A 23,029-nucleotide genomic window follows, 5' to 3' on the forward strand; every position below is an offset into this window, starting at 1 on the left:
TACCACACTTGCTGGATCGCCTTCCAGCGGCCAGCATCGGGGAAACCTCGCCGGCGGACCGGCTCCGGCAGGAAATCGGAAGAAAGGACGTGAGGCCGGACGGCCGGATCAGGACAAGGGGTGCTCGGGAAGAGCTTCTTCGGTGGCGAGGTCTTCGACCAGCTTGATGACCTCGAAACGCTGTCGAGGCGCGAGCTTCAGGAACGCGCGGAGCAGGCGCAGACTTTCGACCGTGCCGCTCGCGGGCGCGCCGAGTCTGAGGTGCAGTTCAGCCGCGAAATTGACGTTCTTCATCTCGCACCTATGACAAGCATCGGCCTTCGTGATCCACTCCAGAACCGAACGCCCCAACAAGACGCCACAACCAGGGTCCGCGGCGAACTCTCGGCCGGGTGGCCCCGGCCGGCCGGTACGCTGAACGAATATCCAAGCGACGGGCTCAACCGTGTGGTTGCAATTATGCCAAGCAACAACTGGTCCGGCAAGTCCAACCGTTGATTGAGCGATGCTTCGTCCGCATCGCACCACGGCAATTCCGGATAACAGGAATATCGCCCGCCGTCACCCGCCTGCGTCAAGACGCGTCATCATCACGCACAGGGCCGGGACCGCTGTCAATTAGCACAACGTTTCTGCTTATTTCCGATACGAACGGACGTTGGCGACGAATTGGCGTTTCGCCGGCGCATACACGCAATTGTTGCGTCAAGCTTCAGCGGTTGTATCGGCGCCGAAATGCATCGATCCCGGAACCGGTCTCTCCAGCCTCCTGATTCCGGCGCGGCCGCGGCCCCGGCCAATCCGAAAACGTTTCCGCCCATGAACCGTTGTCCATGAGCGAGCGACCAAGCCGTTGCGACACGGCCACGCAGACAACGGGCGCCATGGCTGAAAACTCTTCGATTCGGGCGCGCGTCAGCACTAAAGGACGACGGCATGCTTTCTCGCTGCGATCTCATCAAGGGCGCCGCGGTCGCGCTCTTCACCCTCTCGATACAAGGCGCATGGGCGCAGGAGACCAAGATGAACCTGTTCAAGATCATCACCGTCAAGGACGAAATCGTCGTCGGATTGTCGGCGGAAGAACTCCAGGGGCTCGGCGGCAACGATGCGAGCGCGGTCGCGCACGCGCTGGCGCAGAAGGGCGATCTCACGGTGTGGCAATACAACGTGCATCGCGGCCCGAATGGCGAATTGCAGCAGGCCCCGACCGCCAAGATCGGGCTTCTGGCCAACGCCTCGCTGCGCGTCGAGCCCTACACGACGCCTTACCAGATCGTGCCGCATCCCTGAGCAACCGGCTGGCACGCCGGCGGCGATGGCCGCCGGCGTGCCGTCTTCATCCGCGCCGTTCCGCCCGCTGCGCGCCCGTTGCCGTCGCAAAGCCGTAGACCAGCGCCAGCCGGTCCAGACATTCGCGAAAGCGCCGCGCAAAATAATCGTTCCAGCGCTGCGTCCGAACAGCGCGACGCAGGCCGATCTGATCCATGGTCAGGCCCAGTATCAGCACGTCGTGCACCAGGGCGGCGCCGTCGGTGCCAAGTTCACGCTCGACCCGGTTCAGCCGCAGCACCGCCTGGCGCTGGCTCTCGGTGACCGGCTCGCGCGTGCGCGCGCCATCGACATATTCCCTTGTCGGGTCCATCGCCTGAGGCCCCCGCTCCGCCCTTTCCCAATCGTTCTGGAAGGCGCGTCCGCCGAGATATTGGGCTTCGTCGATCTGATGGTGTGCGTGCAGCCGGCCGAGAGGGTCGCCACGGATCGACCGGATCGCCAGGATCTTCTCTCTGGAATCCAGCGCCAGCGGATTGTCGACCTCGACCTCCGTCACGTCGGCATTAAACGGCAGCTCACGTGACCGCCTGTCGTAGATCTTCGCCATTTTGTAGGACTTGTTGCGTCGAACGCGTGCCAAGCGGATGCTCCTTTGCGAAATTGACGATTGGACGGGTTGCACGAGATCAGGCCGCAGAAACCAGCCTCAGCACGACAGGACCCGGGACGCGGGCGGACCCAGCACCGGAGCGCCGTGTCAGGCGCGCATGGGGTGCGCAATAGCTGGAGCCCGGCCGGCAGGGGTGACCGCAGAAGGCGATCTCCTCCCCGTCCTTGTCGCCGCCATAGGGATAGCGGCAGTCGGCCGGCTCGAGCTCGACCAGTTGGAGCAGGCGCGGCTGAACGCCGACGCAGCGGAGCTTCACCTGCGCCGCCGGCTTCATTGCGGATTTGGGTGGCAAATTCAGGTTCGGCAGCACCGCCCGGCGCGGCGAAACCGGAGCCTCGCCCGGCAAATAGGGCGCGAGCGACGGGCTCGTGATCCATTCCGATATGACGAGCCCGAGCCGCTTGGCGCGGCCGATCACCGCATTGCGCGTGTAAGCCGTTCCAAACCTTGCGTTAATCTGTCCTGCGATCTCTGCATAAGACATGCTCTTGCGAAAATAGTCGCGCAGCGCGTCGGAATGCTCCGACGGCCAATGGCCCGGTTCCATGATGCTGTCCTGTGATGCGCCTCAGCCGATCCCATGACCGGATGGCGGGATGCACTTTCCGGTATTCCGAAGCACAAGTCAAGCAATAATTCTGATATTCATAATTGCATCAATTCCGAATTTCGGATTACAAGAGGCAGATCGGTGCGCAAGCGAGGGAATCACCATGTTGGACGTTGCAATGATCGAGCGGGGCCTGGAAAAGACGGGCAAGAGCAAGGGCGGCCTCGCGGCGGCCATGGGCGTGCGGCCCGGCGCGGTCTCGGAGATCCTCGGCGGCGAGCGTCTGGTGAAGGCGTCGGAGATCATTCCGATCATGGAATATCTCGAGCTCAATCTGGCACCGATCATGGGCCGCGTCGGCGCCGGTGCCGTGATCGAGCCGGATTACGAGCAGGTTCCGCCGGAGGGGCTCGGCGACATCGCGCTGCCCTTCCCGATCATGGAGGAGACCGTCGCATTCGAGATCGTAGGCGATTCGATGCTGCCCAAATACGAAAGCGGCGACGTGATCGTGGTCTACAAGGACCAGCGTCATCCGCTGTCGAGCTTCTACGGCGAGGAGGCCGTGGTCCGGCTCAAGACCGGCGAGCGTTATCTGAAGACCATCGAACGGGGCAAGAGCCCGTCGGTCGTCAATCTCACCAGCTTCAATGCCAAGCCGATCGTCGGCGTCAAGCTGGACTGGGTCGGTGAGATCTGCCTGTCGATGCCCAAGGGCCAGCTCGAGCGGCTGCGTGCCAAATCGGCACGTCCGCGCAAGAAGGGCAAATAGGTCGATTTCCGTTTTTCGGAAATTGCTCTTGACTTGATGCCGTTTTTCGGAAATACTCTGCTGCGCCCCCGACAACAGGAGCGCGGCAGGATCGTTTCATGCAGTATTTCGTCGTGATGATCGACTACGGACGGCGCGGCCGCGAGGCCGTGGTCGATCCTGAGATCACCAGACGCGAGGTCGTCTCCCGCGTCGCCTCGGGCGAGTACCAGAATATCTCGTTCATCCACGAGATCGCGGAGAATACGGTCGAGGACGTCACCGAGGCCATCCTGGGCGAGGCCGCCCTGCCCCAGATCCCGCCCGAAGAGGTCGACCTCCAGGCAATCCGCCTTGATCACGCCCACGACCTGCGCAAGCACGAACGGACGTGACGCAGGCTCGGGAAGCCTGCGTCACCGCCTGCTCGGAGGTTAAACCGTGAGTACGGTCGATCCCGTCGTCTTGCGCGCGGCGAGATCGGCATGCGCCTTGGCGGCATCCTTCAACGGATAGGTCTGGTGCACCTCGATCTTGACCGCACCGGATTTGACGACGTCGAACAGCTCGCCTGCCATCGCAACGAGGTTCTCCCGCTTGGCGGCGTAGGTGAACAGCGTCGGCCGAGTGACGTAGAGCGAGCCCTTCTGGGCCAAAAGGCCGAGATTGAGCGGTTCGACCGCGCCGGAGGACTGACCGAACAACGCGGCGACGCCGAGCGGCGCGAGGCAATCCAGCGATTTCAGGAACGTGTCCTTGCCGACGGAGTCGTAAACCACCGGCACCTTCTTGCCGCCGGTGATCTCGTCGACGCGCTTCACGAAATCCTCGCGCGTGTAGATGATGACATGGTCGCAGCCATGCGCCTTGGCGAGCTTGGCCTTCTCGTCGCTGCTGACCGTGCCGATGACGGTCGCGCCGAGATGCTTGGCCCACTGGCTGAGGATGAGTCCGACGCCGCCGGCAGCGGCGTGGAGCAGGATGGTGTCGCCGGCCTTCACGCGATAGGTCTGCCGGATCAGATATTGCGTCGTCAGGCCCTTCAGCATCATCGCAGCCGCGGTCTTGTCGTCGACGCCGTCGGGCAGCTTCAGCAGGCGGTCGGCGGGAATCAGCCGCGCCTCGGAATAGGCACCGAGCGGCGAGGCGCCATAAGCGACGCGATCGCCCGGCTTCAGATCGGTAACGCCAGAGCCGACTTCCTCGACGACACCGGCCGCCTCGCTGCCAAGTCCACTCGGCAATTGTGCGGGATAAAGGCCAGAGCGGTTATAGATGTCGACGAAGTTGAGACCGACGGCGGTGTGGCGAATGCGCGCCTCGCCCGGTCCGGGCTTGCCGACACTGACTTCCTCCCAGACCAGGACTTCCGGACCGCCGGTCTGGTGAAAACGAATGGCATGCGTCATGGGCGTTACTCCCTTTTTGTTGGGTGCGGGTCCGAAAAAGCCGGATTGGCTGCAGAAATAGGCATTCTGTCCGCCCGTTACAGTACAGACACGTAACAAGAATGTCACAGCGAGCGACAAACGTCCGTCGTTCCAGCTCCGTTCGAAAGAGTTGATGACGCGCTTGGAGCGACCGGCAGTAGCTTCTGCGCGGGGTTTGGTGGTCGCCTGCGAAGGAGAGCCGAGATGCCAGCTTACGTACAGCATCATCAGGATGTCGAAATCGCGCCCGTGAATTGCCCGACGTGCATGGGGTTTTTGCCGATGTATGTGCGCGAGGTCGAGCCGCACTGGAGCCTCGCCAGAATTGATTTCGTCTATGAATGCGCCGATTGCGGCGCCGAGCTCCGGCAGACCATCCGCAAGCCGGAGCTGCTGCGGCACTGACCCCGCGAACGGCGAGGCGCTCAACTATTTGCGCTCAGCGGAAAAAACGCCGTTCACGCGGATCTGATGCCTCCCAAACGAGGCTTGTTCTTTGCGGGGAACGCAGGCAGAACAAGCCTTAAAGTAAGACCTTTGGGAGCGCCCTTTCGTGGCTGATCAGAAGGCCTCGACGTCGATCGAGGCAGTGGAGAGCGGCCTCGCCGCGCAGGGCTACATCGCGAGCCGACAGATCGCGACCGCCGTTTATTTGTCGCAGCAGATCGAGAAGCCGATCCTGGTCGAGGGTCCCGCGGGCGTCGGCAAGACCGAGCTTGCCAAGGCAATCGCGGCCTGGCGCGGCATGAAGATGATCCGCCTGCAGTGCTATGAAGGCCTCGACGAGGCCAAGGCGCTGTACGAGTGGAAGTACGCCAAGCAGCTGCTTTACACCCAAATTCTCAAAGACAAGCTCGGCGAAGTCCTGGGCGGCGCGCAGACGCTGCATGTCGCGCTCGACCAGCTGCATGATTTCGGCGACGTGTTCTTCTCCAAGGAATTCGTCGAGCCCCGCCCCCTGTTGCAGGCGCTGGAGCAGCCGGGCGGTTGCGTGCTGCTGATCGACGAGATCGACAAGTCGGACGCGGAATTCGAATCGCTTCTGCTGGAAATCCTGTCCGACTTCCAGGTCACGATCCCCGAGCTCGGCACCGTCTCGGCGATCACGCCGCCGACGGTGATCCTCACCTCCAACAGCGAGCGCGACCTGGGCGATGCCCTGAAGCGGCGCTGCCTGCATCTGCATATCGGCTTCCCCGAGCAACGGCTCGAGGAGCGCATCGTCGAAAGCCGCGTGCCCGGCATCTCGCAGGCGCTGCGCCGGCAGATGGTCGGCTTCATCCACGAAATCCGCTCGCTGGATCTGAAGAAGCTGCCCTCGGTCAGCGAGACCATCGACTGGGCGCGCGTGCTGGTGCTGCTCCAGGCGAGCGAGCTGGACACCGATATCGTCAAGGACACGCTCAACGTGCTCCTGAAATACGAAGCCGACATCGAGGCCGCATCGCCGCAGGTCACGACCTTCATTGCCAAGGCGGCCCGGTCCAACGTCTTCGGTTGACGCCGATGCGCGAGAACCTCCATCGCTTCTTTCGGGCGGCGCGGGGCGTCGGCGTCCACGTTTCGCCTGCCGAAAGCATCGATGCGATGCGCGCGGTCGCGAAAGTCGGCATCTCCGACCGCACCGTCCTGCGCGACGCGCTGCTCCTGACGCTCGCCAAGTCGCAGGACGAGAAGCTGGCGCTTGGCGATTGCTTCGATCTGTTCTTCAGCCAGCCAGAGCCGCGGCAGGACCAGCCTGAAGCCGCGGGCAACGACGACGCTGCGCAGGACGCGGACCAACAACCGGATCCGTCGTCTTCATCCGGCTCGGCCGGCGAACCGGGCCAAGCCCAGCCGCCCGAAAGCCTCGGCCCTCTCGCGCAGATGCTGCTGTCGCAGGATCGCAACGCGATCGCAGCCGCCATCGCCAGCGCCTCCGGCGCGGCCTCCCTGTCCGATATCCGCTACTCCACCCAGCGCGGCATCTTCTCGAGCCGCATCCTCGATGCCATGGGCCTGCAGCGGCTGCGCGACGATCTCGACGAACTCACTGCGACCAATCCGGCGCTGGCCGAGCGGCTGCGCGCCGCGCTCGACGCCTTGCGCGAGGCGGTGCGCGACACCGTCTCGCAGGGACTTGCGCTCTACGCCCGCGAGGAGGCCGAGAACCTCCGCAACGAGATTTTGCGCAACGCGCCACTCGCCCGCATCGAACGGCGTCAGGTCGCCGAGATGCGCGCGCTGATCCGCCAGATCGCGCGCCGCCTGCGCGAGCGCTATTCCAAGCCGCGCAAGCGTCAGCGCCGCGGCCATCTCGACGTGCGCCGCACGCTCCGCCGCAACGCCGCCTGGGGCGGCGTGCCCTTCCTGACCGCATGGAAGCGCAAGCATCGCAATCGGCCGAAGATCGTCGCGATCTGCGACGTCTCAGGTTCGGTCGCCCAGGTCTCGGATTTCTTCCTGCTGCTGATCCACTCGTTGCACGAGGTGGTCGATGACGTCCGCTCCTTCGCCTTCTCCTCGCACCTGATCGAGGTCAGCGAAGTTCTGGAGAAGAACTCGCCGGAAGAAGCGATGGCCGAGATCATGTCCAAGGTTGGCTTCGGTTCGTCCGACTACGGCTCCTCGCTGGTCGATTTCGAGAAGGACTTCATGAGCACGCTGACGCCGCAGACCACGGTGATCGTGCTCGGCGACGCCCGCAGCAACAATCTCGACCCGCGCGCCGATATCCTGCGCCGCATCTCCGAGCGTTCCAAGCGGCTTGTCTGGCTCAATCCGGAAGGGCGGCTCGCCTGGGGCTTTGGCGATTCCGAGATGCCGCGCTATGCGACGTTCTGTACCGTCGTGCGCCAATGCGCCACCGCGCAGCAGCTCGAGCGCGCTGTGTCCGACATTGTGGCGACTTATCAGTAGGCCTCGCTCGCGGCTACGTCAGTTTCGCGCAAGCTCCGCTTGCCCTCCGTTGCACTCTCGGAAGTGATAGGCGATTTCGTCGAGCGCGCGCTGCTCCCATTCTTCGGCCTGCGCGAGCCAGAAGATCCGGCGATCGAAATCGAGCGCCGCACGCTCTCGGCATAGGGATTCCTGACTGCGAATTTCAACCAGCCTGTTCATGCACTCCACTCCTGCCGCGTGAAGTCATTCCCCGCGAATCAAACTATCAGAATCCCGGATTTCCGGCTTCATGATTTCGCGCCCGTCCCGTCGCATAATGGGACAGCGATGCTTCCCGTGCACTGCGGTAGCTTGCAGCGCAGCATCAACTACGGATCATCAATTAGTGATCAAGGCACGTGGACGAATTTCGTGATTGAGCGATCTATTTCTCGTGTCGCAACGAAGTGCGGCAATTTGTGAAGAGACGTTCTAAGCAGCTCACCGAATTCCCGACTCATTGTCGTCGCACGGTCTTCACGCGGCGTCGCTAACAGAGGCGCCAACGGCACCATCGCTTGAGGCAACATGAGCAACGATCTCGATTTCGAACTTAGCCCGGACCAGTGGGAAGCGTTGCGCACACTTCGCAACCCGCCGTCGAACGGTCGTCCCTCGAAGCCCTATCTCATCGATGGCCTCGTCGCACTCGGCCTCGTCGCCCTCAATGACGGCGTGCCTGTGATGACGCCAGCCGGGCGCAAGGTGCTGGTGCGCGGATCGTGCCGGCTGCTCGACCTCGTGGCGTGACGCGCTCGCGCTGATCATCTCCGCCGGCATTTTCAGCGTGGAGGTCAGTCATCCCACTTCAGGAGCGGCGATCCATATGCCCTCCGCCAAACCGACAGGAAGCGCGGAAACCAGGAGTGAGCCACCGCGCCCTGATAGGCCCAGGTGCGATATTTCAGGCCCTGCTCGGAGATCAGCTCTGGATATCCGCCATGCAGCTCGGTCGCGGTCCGAATATCCTTCAATATTCCCTGGGCGCAGGAACGGTAGGTATCGCTCGCCGAGAATTCATCATAGTCCAGCATGCGATCGGCGAATTCGACGTTGAATGTCGGCCAGGAGGAACGTCCCTGATAGGCGGGCGCCGCAATCTTGTGGATCATCTTGTTGCGTGGATTATCCGCGGACACCAGGAAGTGGAACGTGCTGGGGATACGAAAGCGCGGCTCCGCGATGATCAGATCCGCCGTGACCGCGAACAGTGCCCGCTCGCTCGCATCGTTCAGATCCCAGAAGCCGCGATGCACGCTGACGAAATCGAGCGCGACCACAGAGGCCGGCGGCCCCTTCGGACCATCCAGGGAATGCCTGATGTATCCGTCCCCGCCGAACAGGTGAAGCAGGTCCTTCTTGTACTGCGCGAGGTCGCGACCGAGCAGCCGCTTCAGCTCGTTCTCGCCGACGACGCCGAGCTGCATGCTCCACGTGAACGTCGTGTAGACGCAGGCATTGGTCACGAACCGACGGCGCTCGGCGCGGGTGTCCGTTGCGGCGGAGCGTGGCCCGCGTGCGTCACACAATAGGTACCTGGCGCCGTCGTGGTCGAACGGCTCGAGCTCGCTTGCGAGCTTCAGAACCGCCCGCCTCAGGTCATCGCCATATTCGGCCAGCAACAGACGGCCGGCATGCGCGCATTGCGACATCGCCAGATAGGATGGCGCCCGCTGATCGGCCGAGATCATTTGCTGCAGGCCGGCCAGAATGCCGAGCAGCGTATCCGACGGAGGAGAGAAATAATTCACGCCGAGATACCGCCCACGCCCCGCCGGGACGATGGTCGTCGTGACGACGCCGGCGCGAACCGCCTCCAGCAACAAGCGCACGCTCTTGTCGAGCAGCCGAGCCCGCCGCACCGCGTCCTGCGCATCCATGATGGTCTCGGGGTCGAGGATATCAGGATAGAACCAGGCGAAGTCACGGGGATAATAGGCGGATGCGTGGGGTGCCCCCGTGACGAGGAAGGTTTCCGTCGCGGAAAACGCGCTGTCCATCGCGTGCCGGTAGAGGTCCTCGATGGCCGACAACGAATGAGGCAATTTTCTCAGGAAACGATCTCCGAGAAAATTCACCGCCTGAAGGGCGTTGGCGACGAGCGAGGCGGTCGCGCCCTGGTAGAATCGGTTTTCGCGTTCTGAAGGCAACGAGATATCGCTATTCATATGCGGCCAGGATCACTCCGATGGTGCGGCCACCATCCAGAGCATGGCTGATTCGTATTTCCTTCAGATGACGCGCCGGCGTCCGGCGGAGCATCGTCGGGGTAACGGCTGCCCCCTGCGGCAGCGGACGAAAGGGGCGGCGGCGACACCGGCGCAGCCGGTCGGCACCCGATTTGACTTGAACCGGCACGAATCTACAAAAGGCTCGATCCGACGAGGGCCCCTGCAGAGCGCCCGGACGCGGGGCGGGGCCACCCGGCCACAGGCACCGCCCGCCTGCCGGAGCGTTGGGCACGGGATGACGCATTTTCACACCTTACGCCGGGGTCCAAACTAGCCCACTATCGAGGCCCTCCACACATGCAAGCGCATCAACGAATGTTGGATTCGACACCTGACGGCCCGAGTTCCGGCGAGTCCCCGCTGCTGCGGACGATCGGGCTGACCAAGCGTTATGGCGATTTCCTCGCCAACGATTCCATCGACATCGATATCCGGCCCGGCGAGATCCATGCCGTGCTCGGCGAGAACGGCGCCGGCAAATCGACGCTGGTCAAGGCGATCTACGGTCTGATCCAGCCGAGCGCCGGCGAGATCCGATGGCAGGGCGAACGTATCGTGCTGTCCGGCCCCTCGGATGCGCGCAAGCACGGCATCGGCATGGTGTTCCAGCACTTCTCGCTGTTCGACAATCTCACCGTCGCCGAGAACGTCGCGCTCGGTCTCGACGGCAAGGAGTCCTTCAAGGACATATCGGCGCGGCTTGCACAGGTGTCGAAGACCTACGGCCTTCCGCTCGATCCCCGGCGCGAGGTCTGGCAATTGTCGGTCGGCGAACGCCAGCGCATCGAGATCGTCCGCGCCTTGATGCAGGACCCGAAATTCCTGATCCTGGACGAGCCCACCGCCGTCCTGACGCCGCAGGAAGCCGACCAGCTCTTCATCGTGCTGAAGCGCCTCAAGGCCGAAGGCCGCGCCATCCTCTACATCAGCCACAAGCTCGACGAGGTGAAGCGTCTCTGCGACACCGCCACGATCCTGCGCGGTGGCAGGAAGGTCGAGACCTGCAATCCCCGGCGCGAGACCGCAGCCTCGCTCGCGCGCATGATGGTCGGCGGTGAGATCAGGGAGGTAAACGCGGCCTCCAGCCGGAAGACCACCGTGCCGCGGCTCGTCGTCAACGACCTGTCGCTTGCACCAGGCGAGGCGCACGGCGTACGGCTCGATCACATCTCGTTCGAGCTGAGGGGTGGCGAGATCCTCGGTATCGCCGGCGTCGCCGGCAACGGCCAGGACGAATTGTTCGCCGCACTCTCCGGCGAGCGGTTGTCGAAGCACCCGGACACCGTGGTGATCGAAGGCATCCCCGCCGGCCGACTTTCGATCACGCAGCGACGCAGGCTGGGCACGGCGTTCGTCCCCGAAGAGCGGCTCGGCCATGGCACCGCGCCGCGTATGAAGCTCTCCGAGAACGCGCTGCTGACCGGCCATGCCGCGAGCGGGATGGTCCATCGCGGCTTCATCAATAGTGCCGCCGCACTGAAGACCGTCGACCTCGCGACCGAGACGTTCGACGTCCGCAAGGCCAAGCGCGATCCGGAGGCCGCATCGCTCTCCGGCGGCAATCTGCAGAAGTTCATCGTCGGGCGCGAGATTTTGCGCAATCCCGCGGTGCTGGTGGTCAGTCAGCCGACCTGGGGCGTCGATGCCGGCGCCGCCGCCGTCATTCGCCAGGCGCTGCTCGATCTCGCGGCCGCGGGCGCCGCCGTGCTCGTGACCAGCCAGGACCTCGACGAGCTCGCGGAGATCGCCGACCGTGTCGCCGTGATGTTCCACGGAAGGCTATCGGCGCCGCTTGCAGCCAGCGAAGCGACGCGCGAAAAGCTCGGTCTTCTCATGGGCGGCAGCAGTCTGGAGCCGCAGGAGGCCGCGTATGCAGCTGGTGCTTGAGAAGCGCGCCGAGCGGTCCAGCACGATCGCGCTGGTCTCGCCGCTGATCGCTGTCGGCCTCACGATCGCGACCATGGTCGTCCTGTTTGCGATCCTCGGCAAGAATCCGCTGCTCGCCCTGCATGCCTATTTCATCGCGCCGTTGACCGACGGCTATTCGCTCCAGGAGATCGCGGTGAAGGCGACGCCGCTGGTGATGATCGCGATCGGACTGTCGCTGTGCTATCTCGCCAATGCCTGGAATATCGGCGCCGAAGGACAATTCCTGATCGGCGCGGTCGCCGGAAGCTGGATCGCGGTGAGGACGCAAGGCACCGACGCCGGAGCCTGGGTATTGCCCGCCATGCTCGTCCTCGCGGCCGCTGCGGGTGCGCTCTATGCGCTGATCCCGGCGATCTGCAAGGTGAGGTTCGGCGCCAGCGAGATCCTGACCAGCCTGATGCTGGTCTATGTTGCCGACCTCTTCCTCGACTATCTCGTGCGCGGCCCCTGGCGCGACCCGCACGGCTTCAACTTCCCGACCACGGCCGAGTTCGATCCCGTCGCGACGGTCCCGCTGCTGATCGAGGGCGGCCGGCTGCATCTCGGCTCGATCATCGCGCTTCTCGTGGTGGCGGCCGCCGCAATCCTGCTCGGTCGCACCATCAAGGGTTTTGAGATCCGCGTCGTCGGCGCAGCGCCTCGTGCCGCGCGGTTCGGCGGCTTCAACGCTGATCGGCTGGTCATCCTGACCTTCGCAATATCAGGCGCGCTCGCGGGTCTCGCCGGCATCATCGAGGTCGCGGGTCCGATCGGTCATCTCCAGCCCGGCATCTCCCCGGGCTATGGTTTTACGGCAATCATCGTTGCCTTCCTCGGCCGATTGAACCCGCTCGGAATATTGGTCGCGGGCCTGTTCCTTGCGCTGACCTTCATCGGCGGCGAGCAAGCGCAGATCGCGATGAAGATTCCGCTGGATGTCACCAAGGTCTTTCAAGGCATCCTGCTGTTCTACGTGCTCGCCTGCGATTCCCTGATCCTCTATCGCTTCAAGCTGGTCTTCCCCAACCGACAGGTGACACGTGGAGCTGGTTGAGGCCATCATCCTTTCAGTGCTCGCCGCGTCGACGCCGCTGCTGATCGCAGCAACCGGCGAGCTCGTCACCGAGCGATCCGGCGTGCTCAATCTTGGTGTCGAGGGCATGATGATCGTCGGCGCGGCCTGCGGCTTCGCCGGCGCGTGGCTCACCGGATCGGTCTTCATCGGTGCGCTGTTCGGCATCGCCGCGGGCGTGTTGATGGCGCTGATCTTCGCGTTGATGGCGCTCGGGCTTGCCGTCAACCAGGTCGCCACCGGCCTCGCGCTGACCATTCTCGGCGTCGGGCTGTCCGGACTGATCGGCGCCGGCTTCGTCGGCGAGCGCATCACGCCTGCCGCTCATCTCTCCATTCCCGGCGTCACCGACATCCCGCTGGTCGGCCGTGTTCTGTTCGGCGAGGACGGCTTCGTCTACGTTTCCATTGCACTCGTCATCGGCGTCTGGTGGTTCCTCTACCGCACACGCGCCGGACTGATCCTGCGCGCCTGCGGCGACAATCACGCCTCCGCGCATGCGCTCGGCTATCCCGTGTTGCGCATTCGCACCTTCGCCGTGATGTTCGGCGGCGCCTGCGCCGGGCTTGCCGGCGCCTATCTGCCGCTCGCCTACACCCCGTTCTTCATCCCCGGCATGACCGCAGGCCGGGGCTGGATCGCGCTGGCGCTGGTGGTGTTCTCGTCCTGGCGGCCGGGCCGGCTCGTGGTCGGCGCCTATCTGTTCGGCGCGGTGACGATCCTGCAATTGCACGCGCAGGGCTGGGGCATCGGCATTCCCTCGCAATTCATGTCGGCACTGCCCTATCTTGCGACCGTCATCGTTCTGGTTCTGCTCTCCCGCGCGCGCAGTGGCGGCTCGACCGCGCCGGCCGCGCTCGGCACCGTGTTCGTACCTGACCGCTGAATTCATTTCTGTGACGCGCGCGATGGGGCGCGCGCGTCCGGATCGTGGCTTTCCCCTGATGTTTGGAGATCGATGATGAGGAAATCACTTCTTGCGCTGGCCGCCGGGCTCTTGCTTGCGGGAAGCGTCAGCGCGGCCTCCGCCGCCGACAAACTCAAGGTCGGCTTCATCTATCTCGGCCCGATCGGCGACCTCGGCTGGACCTACCAGCACGATCAGGGGCGCCTGGCGCTGGTGAAGGAGCTGGGCGACAAGATCGAGACCACCTATCTGGAGAACGTGCCCGAAGGCCCCGACGCCGAGCGCTCGATCGAACAGCTGGTCCGTGCCGGTAACAAGCTGATCTTCACGACATCGTTCGGCTACATGGACCCGACGCTGAAGGTCGCCAAAAAGTATCCGAACGTGCATTTCGAGCACGCCACCGGCTACAAGCGTAACCCGAACATGTCGACCTACTCGGCCAAATGGTGGCAGGGCCGCTACATCCAGGGTCTGATCGCGGCCAAAATGTCGAAGACCGGGGTGCTGGGCTATATCGGCTCATTCCCGATTCCGGAGGTCGTCTCCGGCATCAACGCGACGATGCTGGCGGCTCAGAGCATCAACCCGAACATCAAGGTCAAGATCATCTGGGCCAACACCTGGTTCGATCCGGGCAAGGAGGCCGACGCCGCCAAGGCGCTGATCGACCAGGGCGCGGATATCATCATGCAGCACACGGATTCGCCCGCCGCGATGCAGATCGCCAGCGAACGCGGCAAGCTCGCCTTCGGCCAGGATTCCGAGATGATCAAGTTCGGGCCCAAGACCCAGCTGACCTCGATCCTCGACACCTGGGGTCCCTACTACATCGAACGCGTCAAGGCCGAGCTTGCGGGAACCTGGAAGTCCGAGGACAGCTGGGGCGGCCTCGACAGCCACATGTTCGCCATGGCGCCCTACACCAACATGCCGGACGACGTGAAAAAAATGGCAGAGGATGCCCAGGCCGCGATCATTGCGGGCAAGCTGCATCCGTTCAAATGCCCGATCATTGGGCAGGACGGCAAGCCGGTCGAGTGCAAGGACGGCGATCACCTCGACGACGGGCAGATCCTCGGCATGAATTTCTACGTGAAGGGCATCGACGACAAGCTGCCGGGCAAGTAGCACGCTTCTTGCTTTACCCAATTCACCTGCTCCTCCCGGAGGAGGTTCGGAGGGGGTGGCCAAAAGCACCCGGCACTTGTGGTCGCCCCCTCTTTCAATTCTTCCCCTATCCCGCCTGCATCGCCCGCGCCGCGGAACTGTGCCTGCGGATGAGATCGGCGACATCGAGGCCCGGGATCGCGCCGTCGATCACCCCCCATCGTCCCGCTACCATCACACGGTCGGCCCGATGCGCCCCGCACAGCACCAGCGTGGCCAGGGGATCGCCATGGCCGGAGAAGCGCAGCTCGTTGAGCTTGAACAGCGCAAGGTCAGCCGCCTTGCCGACGGCGATCTCGCCCAGTTCCGGCCTGCCGACGCAGGCCGCCGAGCCCTGGGTGGCCCAGCGCAGCGCGTCCTTGTGGCTGACCCTGCTTACGCCATAGCGGGCCCGTTGCAGCAGGAAGGCGGCGCGGACCTCCTGCATCAGGTTCGAGCTGTCATTTGAGGCCGAGCCGTCGACCCCGAGCCCGATGCCGACGCCAGCCTCCTCCATCTCGCAGACCGGACAGCAGCCCGACGCCAGGATCTGGTTGCTGCACGCGCAATGACTGATGGTCGTCCTGGCCTTGCCGAGCCGCTTGATCTCGTCGGCATTGAAGAAGATGCCGTGGGCGAGCCAGGTTCGCGCGTTGAGCCAACCGCACTGTTCGAGATAGTCGAGCGGACGGCAGCCATACATCTGCTCGCAGAACTCGTTCTCGTCTTCGGTCTCGGCGAGATGGGTGTGCAGGCGCACGTCGAGCTTGTCGGCGAGATCGGCGGTGGCGCGCATCAGCGAGGTCGTCACCGAGAACGGCGAGCACGGCGCAAGCGCAATCTGCACCATCGCATCCGCGCCGCGCTGATGATGTTTCGCGACCACACGCACGCTGTCGGCGAGGATGGTGTCTTCATCCTGCACGACGCTGTCTGGCGGCAGCCCGCCATCGCGCTGCGACAAATTCATCGAACCGCGCGTCAGCAGCACGCGCACGCCGAGCCGCTTCGCGACGCCGACCTCGATATCCACGGCGTCCTCGAGCCCTGCCGGGAAGACGTAATGATGATCCGTCGTCGTCGTGCAGCCCGACAGCAGCAGTTCGGACATCGCCACGGTGACGCCGAGCTCGAGCGCCTCTGGCGTCAACCGCGCCCACACCGGATAGAGCGCCTTGAGCCAGGGAAACAGCTCGCGATCCATCGCCGCCGGCAGCGCCCGCGTCAGTGTCTGGTAGAAGTGATGATGGGTGTTGATCAGGCCCGGCAGCACGACGTGCTCGCTCGCGTCGAACACAGCGACGTCAGCCGTTGCAGGCGTGCCGCCGGCCGGCACGAGCTCGACGATCCGACCGTCTTTCACCACGATCCCGCGCGCGGCCCCGTCGGCGAGGATGGCCAGCGGATCCCTGATCCAGATCGGCTTTGTATCGGCCATGATCCCGTTTCTCCCTCATATCCGCTGGCGACAGGCAAGCCAGGTAACGGCCCGATTGCCTTCGCACCACGACTTGTTTGTTGCGACTTGGCTCCGGGCTTGCAAGACTCATCATCACGATTCACCGGCGGAAGCTCTGGCGCGGCCATGGATTTGAACACAATCACGACCGTGGCCCGTCCGCAAACGCGGGCGCAACTGCCGGCCTGGGCGGCCGGCGACGCCTGGCTCGCGGGCGGCACATGGCTGTTCTCGGAGCCGCAGGCCCATCTGAAGCGGCTGATCGATCTGACTGACCTGAAATGGCCGGCGCTGACGATCACCGACAGCCATCTTTCGATCGCCGCCACCTGCACCGTCGCACAGCTCGATGGCTTCTCCTGCCCGCCCGATTGGCTGGCCGCGCCGCTGATCGGCCAGTGCTGTCGGGCGTTCCTTGCGTCGTTCAAGATATGGAAGACCGCGACGGTCGGCGGCAATCTCTGCATGTCGCTGCCGGCGGGACCGATGATCTCGCTCACCGCGGCGCTCGACGGCGTCTGCACCATCTGGAAGGCCGGCGGCGGCGAGCAGCGGATTCCCGTCATCGAGTTCGTCACCGGCAACCAGCGCAATCGCCTGACGCCGGGCGATTTGATCCGGCAGATCGACATCCCGATCGCTGCGCTGAAGCGCCGCACGGCCTTTCGCCAGATCTCGCTGGCGCCGGTCGGCCGCTCGGCGGCGTTGCTGATCGGCAGCCTGGATGCTGATAGCACGCTGAGGCTGACGGTGACGGCATCCACGGTGCGGCCGATCCGATTGTCCTTCCGCAAGGCCCCGGACACCAATGCGCTGGGCGATGCGATCGCGCAGCAGATCACTGACGATCTGTACCATACCGACATCCATGGCAAGCCGCTCTGGCGCAAGCACATGACGCTGCGGCTTGCCGAGGAGATTCGCGGCGAGCTCCAGGGGGCAATGCCGTGAGCTTCGAAATCAACGGCAAGTCGTTTGCGCAACAGCCGCGCGCCGGCCAGTGCCTGCGCACTTTCCTGCGCGAGCTCGGCCATTTCGGCGTGAAGAAGGGCTGCGACGCCGGCGATTGCGGCGCTTGCACCGTGCTGCTCGACGGCGAGCCGGTGCACAGCTGCCTGATCCCGGCCTTCCGTGCCGAGGGGCGAACCGTGACCACGATCGAAGGTCTTGGCGGCGAGCACGGCGCGCATCCGATGCAGCAGGCCTTCCTCGATGCGCAAGGCTTTCAATGCGGCTTCTGCACCGCCGGCATGATCCTGACCTGCGCCTCCCTGAACCAGGCGCAGCGCACCGATCTCGGGGCCGCGTTGAAGGGCAATATCTGCCGCTGCACCGGCTACCGCGCCATCGAGGATGCGCTGCTCGGCAAGACCAATGTCGAGGCGAGCGTCGAGCCCGGCACCGCCTTCGGCCGCAGCCTGCCGGCGCCGGCAGGCCCCGACATCGTCCGCGGCAAGGCGCGCTACACGTTCGACACCGCAATCGAAGGCCTGCTTCACGTCAAGCTGGCGCGCTCGCCCCATGCCCACGCCAGGATCGTGGCGATCGACACGTCGGAAGCGTTGAAGGTGCCCGGCGTGCATGCCGTCCTGACGCATGAGGACGCGCCATCTGTCCTGATGTCGACTGCGCGGCACGAGATGGACTGGATGGACCCCGAGGACACCCGCGTTCTCGACGACGTCGTCCGCTTCGTCGGCCAGAAGGTCGCCGCCGTCGTCGCCGAGAGCGAAGCCGCCGCGGAGGAGGCCTGCCGACGGATCAAGGTGGATTACGAGATTCTGCCGGCACTCATCGATCCGGAGCAGGCGATGGTGCCGGGCGCCCCCATCCTTCATCCCGATCGCACCACCGCGAACCGCATCGCAGATCCCCAGCGCAACCTCGCGGCGGAGACGCATGGTGAGTTCGGCGATGTCGCGGCGGCGCTCGCGACATCTGCGGTCACTTATGAAGCGACCTTCCACAGCCATCGCGTGCAGCATGCGGCGCTGGAGACGCATGGCGGCCTCGCCTGGCTCGATGAGGCGGGCGTTCTCAATGTGCGTACCTCGACGCAGGTGCCGTTCCTGACCCGGCGCGCGCTGTCCGACATCTTCCAGCTTCCCTTGGACAAGGTCCGCGTGTTCTGCGAGCGCGTCGGCGGCGGCTTCGGCGGCAAGCAGGAGATGTTCGTCGAGGACATCCTGGCGCTCGCCGCGCTCAAGACCGGACGTCCGGTGAAGCTGGAGCTGACGCGCGAGGAGCAGTTCATCGCGACCTCGACGCGGCACCCGATGCGGGTCCACATCAGGGCCGGCGCCGATGCCGACGGCAAGCTCACCGCGCTGCAGCTCGACCTGCTCTCCAACACCGGCGCCTACGGCAATCATGCCGGCCCCGTGATGTTTCATTCGCTGTCCGAATCCATCGCCGTCTACAATTGTCCGAACAAGCGGGTGGACGGCCACGCCGTCTACACCAACACGGTGCCGGCCGGCGCATTTCGCGGCTACGGCCTGCCCCAATCGCAGATTGCGATCGAGGCCGCGATCGACGAGCTGGCGGGGCAGCTCGGCATCAGCCCGTACGAGATGCGCCGGCGCAACATCGTCCGGCCCGGCGATCCCATGCTGTCGCCGCCGCCGTCCGAATTTCACGACGTGCTCTACGGCTCCTACGGGCTCGACCAATGCCTCGACCTCGTCGAGCGCGCGATGCAGGCCGATGGTCCGCAAGCGGAGCTGTCGCAGGACTGGTTGATCGGCGACGGCGTCGCGCTGACCATGATCGACACGGCGCCGCCGGCCGGCCACCTCGCCGATGCCACGATCGCGCTCGGCGACGACGGCTGCTTCGAGCTCACCGTCGGCACCGCCGAGTTCGGCAACGGCACCAGCACCGTGCACCGGCAGATCGCCGCCACGACACTGGCGACCACGGTCGACAAGATCCATTTGCGCCAGTCCGATACGGCCCATGGCGGCCACGACACCGGCGCCTATGGCAGCGCGGGCATGTTCGTGGCCGGCAAGGCGACCCAAGCGGCGGCCGTGCAGCTTGCCGCCGCGCTGAAGGCGGCGGCCGCCGATGCATGGCTGTGCGACGTCAAGGCCTGCGCGCTCGAGGACAATGCCGTCGTCTGCGGTGTTCGGCGCATGCCTTTTGCGGAGCTCGCGAAGCTCGGGCGCGAACGCGGACAGCCATTCGCAGGCCACGGCAATTCCGACGGCACACCGCGTTCGGTCGGCTTCAACGTCCAGGGCTTTCGCGTCGCCGTCAACAAGGCCACCGGCGAGCTCAGGATTCTCAGGAGCGTGCATGCCGCAGACGCTGGCGTCGTCGCCAATCCCATGCAATGCCGCGGTCAGGTCGAAGGCGGCGTCGCGCAGGCGCTTGGCGCTGCGCTCTACGAGGAGATGGTGATCGACGCCGAGGGGCGCGTCACCAACCCGAAATTCCGCGACTACCACCTGCCTTCATTCGCCGACGTTCCGCGCACCGACGTCTTCTTCGCCGAGACGTCCGACACGATCGGGCCGCTGGGCGCGAAGTCCATGAGTGAGAGCCCGTACAATCCGGTCGCCGCCGCGCTCGGCAACGCCATCGCGAATGCCACCGGCATCCGCTTCACCGCGCCGCCGTTCAAGCCGGACCGGCTGTTTCCGGCGCTGCTCGACAAGTTCGGTGGTTAGCTGCCGCGATAGGTCGAGTAGCTCCACGGCGTGATCAGCAGCGGCACGTGATAGTGATCTTCCGGCGCGCTGATGCCGAAGCGCAGGGGCACTTCGTCGAGGAACGGCGGATCGGCCATCGGCACGCTGCGCTCGGCATAATATTGCCCGACGCTGAACCTGAGCTCGTAACGGCCGATCGGCAGCGGCCGGCCACCGATCAGCGGTTCGTCGGTACGGCCGTCCGCATTGATCACCGCACGCGTGATCACCCGGCTCTCGCCGAGATTTGCCAGCTCGATCAGTTCGACCGCAATGCCGGCCGCGGGCTTGCCGATGTGATTGTCCAGCACGTGGGTCGACAGCCGGCCGTGCACCTTCAGCCTGTCCTCGGCCACGACGAGCTGATCGAGCCGCAGCGCGGAGATGCGGCCGATCTCCTCGATCGCGCGCCGCGTTTCGGTCTTGAGCATGTTGCGCAACCGGATCTCGAAATCGCGCAGCACGGAATCCCGGGTGTGGCGGCGCACGCAGACGATGTAGGGGAAGCCGAACTTGTCGCGATAAGCGTTGTTGACGCGCTCGAACGCCGCGTATTCGGCCTCCGACAGCCGGTCGAGGCCGGCGCTGTTCTGCTCGTCGGTCGAGTCCGCCGTCAGCCCCGTCGCGCGCTGGGTCTTGCTGGCGAGATCGGGATGCGCCCGGATCAGCGCCAGCTGAACATCGGGCTCGGCGCTCTGGATCGCGGCCATCAACGCGGCGTGCAGCTGGTTGATGCCACCGAACGGCCGCTTGTCGGCGAGCTGCTCGGCGATCCACGGCGAATATTCCACGACATTGGCGAGCACGGCGACGAAATCCGCCTTGCTTGCGGCGTTGAGCTCGGCGAGCGAGATCTTCGGCATCGCCCTCACCCGATCTCGAACGCGTCGGAGGCCAGATGCGCGTGCTTGTCGTGCCAGTGCTGCGCGATCTGCAATCGGGTCGGCACCCAGACACGCTCATGCTTGCCGATATAGTCGAGGAAGCGGATCAGGCCCGCGGCGCGGCCGGGCCGCCCGGCGAGGCGGCAGTGCAGTCCCACCGACATCATCTTCGGTGCGGTCTCGCCTTCGGCATAGAGCACGTCGAAGGCGTCCTTGAGGTAGGTAAAGAACTGCTCGCCTTCGGCAAAACCTTGCGGGTTGATGAAACGCATGTCGTTGGCGTCGAGCGTATAGGGAATGACGAGCTGCTTGCCGCCCGCGCTCTTTATCCAGTAGGGGAGATCGTCGGCATAGGAGTCGCAGAGATAGAGGAAGCCGCCCTCCTCCATCAGCAGACGGTTGGTGTTGATCGAGGAGCGGCCGGTGTACCAGCCGAGCGGGCGCGAGCCGGTCGCCTCGGTATGGACGCGGATCGCTTGCGCAATCTCGGCGCGCTCCTGCGCTTCCGTCATGTCCTTGTGCTCGATCCATTTCAGGCTGTGGCTGGCGATGTCCCAGCCCGCTTCCTTCATCGCCGCGACGATTTCAGGGTTGCGCTTCAGGGCGGTGGCGACGCCGAACACGGTGGTCGGCCAGTTGCGCGCGGCGAACATCCGCCACAGCCGCCAGAAGCCGGCGCGCGAGCCATATTCGAACATGGATTCGATATTGGCGTGGCGCTGGCCGGGCCAGGGCTGCGCGCCGAGCACGTCGGACAGGAACGCTTCCGAGGCGCGGTCGCCATGCAGGATGTTGTTCTCGCCGCCTTCCTCGAAATTGACGACGAATTGCACCGCGACGCGCGCGTTGCCGGGCCACTGCGGATGCGGCGGGTTGCGGCCGTAGCCGCGGAGATCGCGCGGATAGCGTGGTTCGGTCACTCAGACTTCCTCGAAACGGATCGGCAGGGCGCCCTTCCACAACACGCTCTTGCCGAGGGGGGCGAGATTCTCGAGACCGGAGGTCAGCGTGATGAAATGGTTGCCGGCGAGCTGGCCCATCTTGCTGGCGAAATGCACGCTGCCATAGGCCAGCAGGATCTCGGTCTCGCTGATGCCGCCGGGATAAAGGATGATCTGGCCGGGCGCGGGATAGCTGGTGTGGTTCTCGTAGCCGACACCGAAGTCGAGGTCGCCGAGCGGCATCCACACACCCTCGCCACTCCAGCGCACGTGGATGATGTGGCTCTCGAACGGCAGCGCCTTGCGGAAGGCGGCGACGGTCTTCGGCGCCAGCTGCTCCTCGAAGCGGGCATCGAAGGTGAATTCGCCGGCGCGGATAACGAGCTTGCTCATCTCATTTCTCTGGATCGGAGCTTCGCCCCGGAAAGCTCTCAAGCAAAGAGCACTCCCGACCGTTTCGCGCAAGGGGGCGCCGAGGCATCCGCCGCGGCTGGTCAAGCTCCGCGTGAAGCCCGAGTGATCCATTGAAGCGGATTGAAGGAAGCAAGTCCATCGGGCCAGCGGGCATGATTGCCGAATGTTTGACCAGCTGTGTCCCGGACAAGCCGCAACGCGCCGGCGTTGCGGTGCAGAGCCGGAACCCAGAAGCGGCAGGCGCGCGGCGACATGGGCCCCGGCTCTGCAGCGCACCGTCGAAGTGACGTTGCGCCGCGTCCGGGGCACGAGAGGCGAGCGAGGCGCTCGCTCTCTCCACATGATCATTGCGATGCTCCTCTGCACATCCGAGCGGCGGTGCAGTAGGGTTGGCAAAGGCGCACTCGCGCCGTGCCCACGATCTCCATCGATAAAGCAACAAAGGCGTGGGCACGCTGCGCTTTGCCCACCCTACGAGATCGAGATTGTGGCCCGCAGCTCAGCTCGCAGACTGTCATTCCCTGCGAAGGCGAGGCATCCAGCACGCCGCGGCTTATCGGTTCGATCACGACGGCCTCTGGAATACTGGATCGCCCGGTCCTGGAGCGCAATTGCGCACTGGCCGGGCGATGACAGCGCGTGTGTAACTGCAGACATGGCTTCTCAGCCTCGCGGCTCAATTCGCCCGAGCTTTGCTTGGTCATGCCACCCTCTCAAGACAAGAGCAACTGGGAGGGAAGTAGACCTGCGATCAGACGGGCTCAAGGCTGGTGC

General features: G+C 64.7%; 23 protein-coding genes. 13 read left to right on the forward strand and 10 right to left on the reverse strand.

Annotation, left to right across the window (positions count from 1 at the left end):
* Window positions 1-108: 108 nt before the first annotated feature.
* Window positions 109-294, reverse strand: coding sequence for a hypothetical protein (locus Q0743_RS23180; RefSeq protein WP_298243799.1), 186 nt, complete (start codon window positions 292-294; stop codon window positions 109-111).
* Window positions 295-936: 642 nt separating this feature from the next.
* Between Q0743_RS23180 and Q0743_RS23185 the strand changes: the two genes are divergently transcribed.
* A complete protein-coding gene (locus Q0743_RS23185) occupies window positions 937-1,293 on the forward strand; it encodes a hypothetical protein (RefSeq protein ID WP_198964163.1) in 357 nt (118 codons plus the stop codon).
* Window positions 1,294-1,339: 46 nt separating this feature from the next.
* Here the strand turns inward: Q0743_RS23185 and Q0743_RS23190 are convergent, their stop codons facing one another.
* Window positions 1,340-1,915 (reverse strand): hypothetical protein, encoded by a 576-nt coding sequence (locus tag Q0743_RS23190; RefSeq protein WP_298243825.1) that lies wholly within the window; start codon window positions 1,913-1,915, stop codon window positions 1,340-1,342.
* 46 nt (window positions 1,916-1,961) lie between these two features.
* On the reverse strand, window positions 1,962-2,492 hold the full coding sequence (locus tag Q0743_RS23195; protein WP_298243800.1) for a GcrA family cell cycle regulator: 531 nt from the start codon (window positions 2,490-2,492) through the stop codon (window positions 1,962-1,964).
* 166 nt (window positions 2,493-2,658) lie between these two features.
* On the opposite strand from Q0743_RS23195, the gene Q0743_RS23200 reads away from it, so the two are divergent.
* Entirely contained in the window at window positions 2,659-3,267 is a 609-nt protein-coding gene (locus tag Q0743_RS23200; protein WP_018644790.1) for a S24 family peptidase, read from the forward strand.
* A 98-nt stretch (window positions 3,268-3,365) separates the two neighbouring features.
* Window positions 3,366-3,641 (forward strand): hypothetical protein, encoded by a 276-nt coding sequence (locus Q0743_RS23205; RefSeq protein WP_298243801.1) that lies wholly within the window; start codon window positions 3,366-3,368, stop codon window positions 3,639-3,641.
* A gap of 39 nt (window positions 3,642-3,680) precedes the next feature.
* Here Q0743_RS23205 and Q0743_RS23210 read toward each other — a convergent pair whose 3' ends face one another.
* The gene (locus Q0743_RS23210; protein ID WP_298243802.1) at window positions 3,681-4,655 is read right to left on the reverse strand and encodes a quinone oxidoreductase; all 975 of its coding nucleotides are present in this window, start codon (window positions 4,653-4,655) and stop codon (window positions 3,681-3,683) included.
* Window positions 4,656-4,880: 225 nt separating this feature from the next.
* Between Q0743_RS23210 and Q0743_RS23215 the strand changes: the two genes are divergently transcribed.
* The 3 genes from Q0743_RS23215 (at window position 4,881) to Q0743_RS23225 (ending at window position 7,574) form a co-directional block, all read left to right on the forward strand.
* On the forward strand, window positions 4,881-5,081 hold the full coding sequence (locus Q0743_RS23215) for a hypothetical protein (protein WP_100175419.1): 201 nt from the start codon (window positions 4,881-4,883) through the stop codon (window positions 5,079-5,081).
* Between the two features lie 148 nt (window positions 5,082-5,229).
* Window positions 5,230-6,177 (forward strand): MoxR family ATPase, encoded by a 948-nt coding sequence (locus Q0743_RS23220; protein WP_298243803.1) that lies wholly within the window; start codon window positions 5,230-5,232, stop codon window positions 6,175-6,177.
* A 5-nt stretch (window positions 6,178-6,182) separates the two neighbouring features.
* Window positions 6,183-7,574: a VWA domain-containing protein gene (locus Q0743_RS23225; protein ID WP_298243804.1), complete on the forward strand. Its 1,392-nt coding sequence runs from the start codon at window positions 6,183-6,185 to the stop codon at window positions 7,572-7,574.
* Between the two features lie 18 nt (window positions 7,575-7,592).
* Here Q0743_RS23225 and Q0743_RS23230 read toward each other — a convergent pair whose 3' ends face one another.
* Window positions 7,593-7,775: a hypothetical protein gene (locus Q0743_RS23230; protein WP_298243805.1), complete on the reverse strand. Its 183-nt coding sequence runs from the start codon at window positions 7,773-7,775 to the stop codon at window positions 7,593-7,595.
* 348 nt (window positions 7,776-8,123) lie between these two features.
* On the opposite strand from Q0743_RS23230, the gene Q0743_RS23235 reads away from it, so the two are divergent.
* Window positions 8,124-8,345, forward strand: coding sequence for a hypothetical protein (locus Q0743_RS23235; protein WP_298243806.1), 222 nt, complete (start codon window positions 8,124-8,126; stop codon window positions 8,343-8,345).
* Between the two features lie 44 nt (window positions 8,346-8,389).
* On the opposite strand, the gene Q0743_RS23240 is transcribed toward Q0743_RS23235, so the two are convergent.
* Window positions 8,390-9,763 (reverse strand): hypothetical protein, encoded by a 1,374-nt coding sequence (locus tag Q0743_RS23240; RefSeq protein WP_298243807.1) that lies wholly within the window; start codon window positions 9,761-9,763, stop codon window positions 8,390-8,392.
* Between the two features lie 378 nt (window positions 9,764-10,141).
* On the opposite strand from Q0743_RS23240, the gene Q0743_RS23245 reads away from it, so the two are divergent.
* The 4 genes from Q0743_RS23245 to Q0743_RS23260 all read left to right on the forward strand — a co-directional run bounded on the left by Q0743_RS23245 (window position 10,142) and on the right by Q0743_RS23260 (window position 14,844).
* Window positions 10,142-11,713 (forward strand): ABC transporter ATP-binding protein, encoded by a 1,572-nt coding sequence (locus tag Q0743_RS23245; protein ID WP_298243808.1) that lies wholly within the window; start codon window positions 10,142-10,144, stop codon window positions 11,711-11,713.
* On the forward strand, window positions 11,697-12,788 hold the full coding sequence (locus Q0743_RS23250; RefSeq protein WP_298243809.1) for an ABC transporter permease: 1,092 nt from the start codon (window positions 11,697-11,699) through the stop codon (window positions 12,786-12,788). Before Q0743_RS23245 ends, Q0743_RS23250 begins: the two co-directional genes overlap by 17 nt.
* A complete protein-coding gene (locus Q0743_RS23255; RefSeq protein ID WP_298243810.1) occupies window positions 12,775-13,692 on the forward strand; it encodes an ABC transporter permease in 918 nt (305 codons plus the stop codon). Before Q0743_RS23250 ends, Q0743_RS23255 begins: the two co-directional genes overlap by 14 nt.
* 75 nt (window positions 13,693-13,767) lie before the next feature.
* Entirely contained in the window at window positions 13,768-14,844 is a 1,077-nt protein-coding gene (locus Q0743_RS23260) for a BMP family ABC transporter substrate-binding protein (protein ID WP_298243811.1), read from the forward strand.
* Between the two features lie 106 nt (window positions 14,845-14,950).
* On the opposite strand, the gene Q0743_RS23265 is transcribed toward Q0743_RS23260, so the two are convergent.
* On the reverse strand, window positions 14,951-16,300 hold the full coding sequence (locus Q0743_RS23265; RefSeq protein WP_298243812.1) for an 8-oxoguanine deaminase: 1,350 nt from the start codon (window positions 16,298-16,300) through the stop codon (window positions 14,951-14,953).
* A gap of 147 nt (window positions 16,301-16,447) precedes the next feature.
* On the opposite strand from Q0743_RS23265, the gene Q0743_RS23270 reads away from it, so the two are divergent.
* On the forward strand, window positions 16,448-17,272 hold the full coding sequence (locus Q0743_RS23270; protein WP_298243813.1) for an FAD binding domain-containing protein: 825 nt from the start codon (window positions 16,448-16,450) through the stop codon (window positions 17,270-17,272).
* Window positions 17,269-19,995, forward strand: coding sequence for a molybdopterin cofactor-binding domain-containing protein (locus tag Q0743_RS23275; RefSeq protein ID WP_298243814.1), 2,727 nt, complete (start codon window positions 17,269-17,271; stop codon window positions 19,993-19,995). The genes Q0743_RS23270 and Q0743_RS23275 overlap by 4 nt, the downstream gene beginning before the upstream one ends.
* Here Q0743_RS23275 and uraD read toward each other — a convergent pair.
* From uraD to Q0743_RS23290, 3 genes are read right to left on the reverse strand one after another with little or no spacing between them, the layout of a single operon-like run.
* Entirely contained in the window at window positions 19,992-20,879 is an 888-nt protein-coding gene (gene uraD, locus Q0743_RS23280; protein WP_298243815.1) for a 2-oxo-4-hydroxy-4-carboxy-5-ureidoimidazoline decarboxylase, read from the reverse strand. The genes Q0743_RS23275 and uraD overlap by 4 nt on opposite strands.
* Window positions 20,880-20,884: 5 nt before the next feature.
* The gene (gene puuE / locus Q0743_RS23285; protein ID WP_298243816.1) at window positions 20,885-21,820 is read right to left on the reverse strand and encodes an allantoinase PuuE; all 936 of its coding nucleotides are present in this window, start codon (window positions 21,818-21,820) and stop codon (window positions 20,885-20,887) included.
* On the reverse strand, window positions 21,821-22,234 hold the full coding sequence (locus tag Q0743_RS23290; protein WP_298243817.1) for a DUF3830 family protein: 414 nt from the start codon (window positions 22,232-22,234) through the stop codon (window positions 21,821-21,823).
* Between the last annotated feature and the right edge of the window lie 795 nt (window positions 22,235-23,029).

The sequence above is a fragment of the uncultured Bradyrhizobium sp. genome (assembly GCF_936943645.1).
In the GTDB taxonomy this organism is placed as follows: Bacteria; Pseudomonadota; Alphaproteobacteria; order Rhizobiales; family Xanthobacteraceae; genus Bradyrhizobium.

Bases quoted from the DNA above. Each gene is read 5' to 3' on its own strand.
- Q0743_RS23230 (WP_298243805.1), bottom strand. From the start codon at position 7,775: ATGAACAGGCTGGTTGAAATTCGCAGTCAGGAATCCCTATGCCGAGAG.
- Q0743_RS23210 (WP_298243802.1), bottom strand. From the start codon at position 4,655: ATGACGCATGCCATTCGTTTTCACCAGACCGGCGGTCCGGAAGTCCTG.
- Q0743_RS23205 (WP_298243801.1), top strand. From the start codon at position 3,366: ATGCAGTATTTCGTCGTGATGATCGACTACGGACGGCGCGGCCGCGAG.
- Q0743_RS23265 (WP_298243812.1), bottom strand. From the start codon at position 16,300: ATGGCCGATACAAAGCCGATCTGGATCAGGGATCCGCTGGCCATCCTC.
- Q0743_RS23180 (WP_298243799.1), bottom strand. From the start codon at position 294: ATGAAGAACGTCAATTTCGCGGCTGAACTGCACCTCAGACTCGGCGCG.
- Q0743_RS23240 (WP_298243807.1), bottom strand. From the start codon at position 9,763: ATGAATAGCGATATCTCGTTGCCTTCAGAACGCGAAAACCGATTCTAC.
- uraD (WP_298243815.1), bottom strand. From the start codon at position 20,879: ATGCCGAAGATCTCGCTCGCCGAGCTCAACGCCGCAAGCAAGGCGGAT.
- Q0743_RS23235 (WP_298243806.1), top strand. From the start codon at position 8,124: ATGAGCAACGATCTCGATTTCGAACTTAGCCCGGACCAGTGGGAAGCG.
- Q0743_RS23200 (WP_018644790.1), top strand. From the start codon at position 2,659: ATGTTGGACGTTGCAATGATCGAGCGGGGCCTGGAAAAGACGGGCAAG.
- Q0743_RS23195 (WP_298243800.1), bottom strand. From the start codon at position 2,492: ATGGAACCGGGCCATTGGCCGTCGGAGCATTCCGACGCGCTGCGCGAC.
- Q0743_RS23225 (WP_298243804.1), top strand. From the start codon at position 6,183: ATGCGCGAGAACCTCCATCGCTTCTTTCGGGCGGCGCGGGGCGTCGGC.
- Q0743_RS23250 (WP_298243809.1), top strand. From the start codon at position 11,697: ATGCAGCTGGTGCTTGAGAAGCGCGCCGAGCGGTCCAGCACGATCGCG.
- Q0743_RS23290 (WP_298243817.1), bottom strand. From the start codon at position 22,234: ATGAGCAAGCTCGTTATCCGCGCCGGCGAATTCACCTTCGATGCCCGC.
- Q0743_RS23270 (WP_298243813.1), top strand. From the start codon at position 16,448: ATGGATTTGAACACAATCACGACCGTGGCCCGTCCGCAAACGCGGGCG.
- Q0743_RS23245 (WP_298243808.1), top strand. From the start codon at position 10,142: ATGTTGGATTCGACACCTGACGGCCCGAGTTCCGGCGAGTCCCCGCTG.
- Q0743_RS23185 (WP_198964163.1), top strand. From the start codon at position 937: ATGCTTTCTCGCTGCGATCTCATCAAGGGCGCCGCGGTCGCGCTCTTC.
- Q0743_RS23215 (WP_100175419.1), top strand. From the start codon at position 4,881: ATGCCAGCTTACGTACAGCATCATCAGGATGTCGAAATCGCGCCCGTG.
- Q0743_RS23260 (WP_298243811.1), top strand. From the start codon at position 13,768: ATGAGGAAATCACTTCTTGCGCTGGCCGCCGGGCTCTTGCTTGCGGGA.